The sequence below is a fragment of the Craterilacuibacter sp. genome (genome assembly GCF_051659485.1).
In the GTDB taxonomy this organism is placed as follows: domain Bacteria; phylum Pseudomonadota; class Gammaproteobacteria; order Burkholderiales; family Chromobacteriaceae; genus Craterilacuibacter.
This window is the reverse complement of record NZ_JBOFOO010000245.1, coordinates 1-4,833: the sequence shown is the minus strand read 5'-3', so window position 1 is coordinate 4,833 and position 4,833 is coordinate 1. Positions and strand designations below refer to the sequence as shown.

7 protein-coding genes and 1 pseudogene are annotated in these 4,833 nt (G+C 55.3%); all 8 read left to right on the top strand.

The features are described from left to right. The first annotated feature begins 16 nt into the window (after positions 1 to 16). Positions 17 to 142, top strand: a complete 126-nt coding sequence (locus ACRC1E_RS08565; protein WP_438514680.1) for a hypothetical protein — start codon at positions 17 to 19, stop codon at positions 140 to 142. A gap of 25 nt (positions 143 to 167) precedes the next feature. Beyond that, positions 168 to 602 (top strand): annotated as a pseudogene (locus tag ACRC1E_RS08560) (hypothetical protein); the annotation flags it as partial. Positions 603 to 1,076: 474 nt separating this feature from the next. Further along, positions 1,077 to 1,808 (top strand): class I SAM-dependent methyltransferase, encoded by a 732-nt coding sequence (locus tag ACRC1E_RS08555; protein WP_438514679.1) that lies wholly within the window; start codon positions 1,077 to 1,079, stop codon positions 1,806 to 1,808. Next, positions 1,805 to 2,248, top strand: a complete 444-nt coding sequence (rnhA, locus tag ACRC1E_RS08550; protein ID WP_438514678.1) for a ribonuclease HI — start codon at positions 1,805 to 1,807, stop codon at positions 2,246 to 2,248. Before ACRC1E_RS08555 ends, rnhA begins: the two co-directional genes overlap by 4 nt. Positions 2,249 to 2,291: 43 nt before the next feature. Further along, positions 2,292 to 3,008, top strand: coding sequence for a DNA polymerase III subunit epsilon (gene dnaQ, locus ACRC1E_RS08545; protein ID WP_438514677.1), 717 nt, complete (start codon positions 2,292 to 2,294; stop codon positions 3,006 to 3,008). Continuing rightward, positions 3,005 to 3,691, top strand: coding sequence for a 2-C-methyl-D-erythritol 4-phosphate cytidylyltransferase (gene ispD, locus ACRC1E_RS08540; protein ID WP_438514676.1), 687 nt, complete (start codon positions 3,005 to 3,007; stop codon positions 3,689 to 3,691). Before dnaQ ends, ispD begins: the two co-directional genes overlap by 4 nt. Beyond that, entirely contained in the window at positions 3,692 to 4,171 is a 480-nt protein-coding gene (gene ispF, locus ACRC1E_RS08535) for a 2-C-methyl-D-erythritol 2,4-cyclodiphosphate synthase (protein WP_438514675.1), read from the top strand. Positions 4,172 to 4,238: 67 nt separating this feature from the next. Further along, positions 4,239 to 4,833, top strand: a 595-nt coding sequence (gene rpiA, locus ACRC1E_RS08530; protein ID WP_438514674.1) for a ribose-5-phosphate isomerase RpiA, incomplete at its 3' end; no start/stop codon positions are given.

Here is a 4,833-nt window from a genome sequence, read left to right as displayed (position 1 = left end):
TCATGTTGTAGCCGATTTGGGGATGCAGCCATTATCCAATGCCTTGCGTAAGGAGGCACAATCTAATGATATGGAGCGTTATTACCCATTAGGTGCATTGGTTTGTGAGAATTGCTTGCTGATACAGGCACCCAGTAGCTAGGGGCTGGGCGCCAACGGGTGTATTTGTTGTTGCTTCTCATGAAGAAGACATGGCGCCATGGCTTGAGTATTTCAAACTCGGGAAGGGCCCGCATTATCTGCTGGTCAAACCCTATCACTTGTGTTTTCTGGAGGTTGCCAAAACCGTGCGCCGTTTGCTGTCGGGTAGGGGAGCCTTGCTCAATAACAGCCAGTACCCTGCGCTGGGTGTCGCGGCGATTGCCAAGCATGTATTGCGTCCCGGGGATCTGATCGAACGGGGAAGCGGCGGGTTTGATGTCCGTGGTGAAGCCGTGCAAATGGTGCGTGAGCCGGATCATGTCCCGATTGGCCTGCTTGACGGGGCGCGCTTGCGGCGGCGTGTAGAGCCCGGACAGCTACTAAAGCTGGATGATATTGATCTGGTCGACAACAGTAGTGTCGATATCGGGTTATCCCTGCTGGGAAGACATTCTCGTTAAGCTTGTTGATGGATGCTGCGCGCACTGCCCGTTGACCTTGGGTGCTGGCTGAACTTGTCGTCTTGTTTGCGATACCCGCTATGTGCTGAAGCCTTAGTTCCTTTTCCGGTGCGAGATGGCGTAGCGCCGTGTCACAGGTTTGCAGGATACTGCCGGCTTGCTTGTTCGCGCTTGGCTAATGTTGTCAAATCCTACCCCGCCCAAACGGCGTATGCATTTTTGTGGCAACCGTCATGCAGCCGCCTTCGCCTGTGCAGGATCTCCCGTGGCAACTCGCTGGTACAGCAAGCTGAGCCATCGTTTGCGGGGGCTATCAATCCTCTCGGCCTTATTCGTCCCCTGTTTTGTCCCGTCGCGTATTTGGTGTAACGCTTTATTGCTGGGGAAGTGTCTGCGCCTTGGTCTTGCCTTCGGATATAATTACCCAAACATGCCGGTGGGGCTGTGCGGGTTAACGTGGTTTAAGACTGGGTCATGACGGCATTTTCTAGTTGGTTGAATGCAAGCGAGCTTGGGCAATATCTGCTGCAGAACGAGCAGGCTTATTATGACTCGGCCGTGGCTGATGCTTTTGGCTATAGAGCCATCCAGTTCGGTGCACCGGGGCATGATTTTTTGCGTACCAACCGCATGACATGGCGTGCTTATGCGGGGGAAACGGGGGACGTCGGGTTGGTGTGTGATCCGGCGCATCTGCCGGTCGAGTCCAGAAGTCTGGATTTGCTGCTGCTGCCGCATACGCTGGATTTTAGCGCCCATCCCCATCAGGTGCTACGCGAGGCCGAGCGGGTGCTGATGCCTGAAGGGCGTGTGGTGCTTACCGGTTTTAATCCATTATCGGCTTGGGGTTTGCGCCGCTTGCTGCAGGGGCGCTCGCAAGTGCCCTGGAGCGGAAATTTTCTACGCCTGTCGCGTTTGAACGATTGGTTCGAACTGCTGGGTTTCGAGCCTTCTAGTCCTGCTTTCATGTGCTATGCCCCGCCAATTAACCGGCTTGACTGTTTGGAGCGCTGGCAGTTTGTTGAGCCTGTTGGTAACCGTTGCTGGCCGCTCGCTGCGGGTGTTTATGGCATCAGTGCAATCAAGCGGCAGCGTGGTATGCGCCTGATCAAACCGGGCTGGCAAGCCAGCACGCCACTCCCCAATCTTGCGGTACTGGGCGATGGACGTCATGCCGTACACCATCCTAACAATGAGGCACTATGACGCAAGACAAGGTCGAAATTTATTCTGATGGCGCCTGTAAGGGAAATCCCGGCCCGGGAGGCTGGGGGGCGCTGTTGCGTTTCAAGGGCAAGGAAAAAGAGTTGTGGGGTGGCGAGCCGGATACCACCAATAACCGTATGGAGCTATTGGCGGTGATTGAAGCGCTCAAGGCCTTGAACCGTCCTTGCCATATTGTGGTGTATACCGACTCGCAATATGTGCAAAAAGGCATTTCCGAGTGGATACACGGCTGGAAGCTGCGGGGCTGGAAAACAGCCGCCAAGGCTCCGGTCAAGAATGCAGACTTGTGGCAGTTGCTGGATGCCGAGCGCAATCGCCATCTGTCGGTCGACTGGCGTTGGGTCAAAGGCCATGCCGGGCACGAATTCAATGAACGCGCTGACGAGTTGGCCAATCGTGGTGTGACGCTGGCAAACTGATTTTTTGTCGTGTCCGGTTTGGGCGCGACGATTCGAGTATCCCATGAGACAAATTATCCTCGACACCGAGACGACGGGGCTTGAGCCGTCGCAAGGTCATCGTATTATCGAATTTGCTGCACTGGAGATGGTCGACCGCAAGTTGACGGGGCGCCATCTGCATCTTTATATGCACCCCGAGCGGGCCATTGACCCAGACGCGCAGCGTGTACACGGCATTTCACTCGAATTCCTCGAAGGCAAGCCCCGCTTTGCTGCTATTGCGGCCGAGATTGCTGATTTTATCGCGGATAGCGAGCTGATTATCCATAACGCACCTTTCGATATCGGCTTTATGAATGCCGAATTCGAGCGCGTGGGTTTACCGCAGGTTGCCGGGCAATGTGCCAGTGTGATCGACACGCTGGTGATGGCGCGAGATCAGCGGCCGGGCAAGCGTAATAGTCTGGATGCTTTGTGCGACCACTTTGATGTTGACCGCTCCAACCGGACCGTGCACGGCGCACTGATAGACTGCGAGTTATTGGCCGAAGTCTATCTGTGGATGACGCGTGGGCAGGAAAGTCTGGTCATGGATATCGAGCCGGAGGAGAGGGAAGTCAATACGCTGGAGCTGGTCAGTTTCGAGCGTAAGCCCATTCCGGTGCTACGTGCCAGTACCGAAGAGCAGCAAGCGCATGAACACTATCTGGATGCACTGGACAAATCGGTGAAGGGGGTCTGTCTGTGGCGCCAGCTGGCGGTAGGGGGTGAGGCATGAGCGCAATGATCGCACTGGTACCGGCTGCCGGTTCGGGGAGCCGTTTTGGCGCAGCCAGTCCTAAGCAGTATTTGCAGCTATTGGGTAAACCCCTGATGTGGCATACCTTGTCTACGCTGGCCGCGGTGCCGGCTGTTGACCGGGTGGTGGTGGTGGTTTCGCCGGAAGATGAATGGTTTGACGGTTTTGACTGGTCTATCCCCAAACTTGAGGTGTTGCGGGTAGGGGGGGCTAGTCGTGCGGCCAGTGTGCGTAATGGTTTGGTGGCACTGGCGGCACAAGGAGACGATTGGGTATTGGTGCATGATGCTGCGCGCTGTTGCTTGACGGTTGCCATGGTTGAGCGGCTGATTGCGCGCCTGACAGATGACGAAGTGGGTGGTTTGCTGGCTTTGCCGGTGGCGGATACGGTCAAGCGTGCCGATAGTCATGCCAGGGTGAGTAAGACGGTGTCGCGTGATGGGCTGTGGCTGGCGCAAACACCGCAGATGTTTCGGTCCGGCCAGTTGTTGCGCGCCTTGGCTGCGGAGCGCGAATCAGCCATAACCGATGAGGCTTCTGCCATCGAAATGCTGGGTTTGAAACCTTGTCTGGTCGAGGGTGAGGCGCAAAACTTCAAGGTCACATATCCGGCGGATCTGGCGCTGGCGCGTGTCATTCTCGCTTCACGCAAGGAGGATTGAATGTTCCGTATTGGACAGGGTTACGATGTACATCGTCTGGTTGAGGGACGTCCGCTGATTCTGGGGGGCTTGGAAATTTCTCATGAAAAGGGTTTGCTCGGGCACTCGGATGCAGATGCCTTGCTGCATGCCATCACGGATGCCTTGTTAGGGGCGGCAGCACTGGGCGATATCGGCCGGCTTTTTCCTGATACCGAGCCGTGTTTTGAGGGGGCGGATAGCCGGGTACTATTGCGTGAAGCTGTGGCGCGAGTGCGGGCTGCGGGATGGAGAGTGGTGAATGTTGATGCCACGCTGATCGCGCAGCGCCCTAAGCTTGCGCCCCATATCGATGCCATGCGGGCTAATATTGCCCAGGATTTGGAGGTGGATATGGCCACCATCAATATTAAGGGTAAGACCAACGAAACTTTGGGCTATCTTGGTCGGTGTGAGGCCATTGAGGCGCAGGCGGTTTGTTTGCTGATGGCGGCACATTAAAACGGCATTAAAGAACCGAATATGGAATAATTGAAGTAACTAAATAACCTAATACGGAGTCGCCATCATGCTTACCCCTGATCAATTGAAGTTGGCTGCGGCCAAAAAGGCGCTGGAATTTATCCCCGAGGATTCCATCATCGGCATCGGCACTGGTAGTACCGTGAATATCTTCATTGAAGAGTTGGCCGCCACCATGAAAGGGCGGATCAAGGGTGCGGTGTCCAGCTCGGAAGCCAGTACCGCCCGCCTTAAGGCACACCACATTCCGGTGTTCGATCTCAATAGTGTGGATGAAATTCCGGTTTATATCGATGGCGCCGACGAGATTAACCACTATCTGCATATGATCAAGGGTGGGGGTGGGGCGCTGACACGGGAAAAAATCGTTGCCGCCGCCGCGCAGGAGTTCATCTGTATTGCCGATGCGTCAAAATATGTGGATGTGCTGGGTAAGTTTCCGGTTCCTATCGAGGTGATTCCGATGGCTCGCAGCTTTGTCGCACGCGAGTTGGTCAAGCTTGGTGGTCATCCGGAACTGCGTCCCGATTTTGTCACCGATAACGGTAATATTATTCTGGATGTACATGGCTTGCATATTGCTAAACCAGTCGAAATGGAGGAATTAATCAATCATCTGGCTGGTGTGGTGACGTGTGGTT

Excerpts from the sequence above, each read along its gene's own strand:
- dnaQ (WP_438514677.1), top strand. The coding sequence starts at position 2,292 with ATGAGACAAATTATCCTCGACACCGAGACGACGGGGCTTGAGCCGTCG.
- ACRC1E_RS08555 (WP_438514679.1), top strand. The coding sequence starts at position 1,077 with ATGACGGCATTTTCTAGTTGGTTGAATGCAAGCGAGCTTGGGCAATAT.
- rnhA (WP_438514678.1), top strand. The coding sequence starts at position 1,805 with ATGACGCAAGACAAGGTCGAAATTTATTCTGATGGCGCCTGTAAGGGA.
- ispF (WP_438514675.1), top strand. The coding sequence starts at position 3,692 with ATGTTCCGTATTGGACAGGGTTACGATGTACATCGTCTGGTTGAGGGA.
- ispD (WP_438514676.1), top strand. The coding sequence starts at position 3,005 with ATGAGCGCAATGATCGCACTGGTACCGGCTGCCGGTTCGGGGAGCCGT.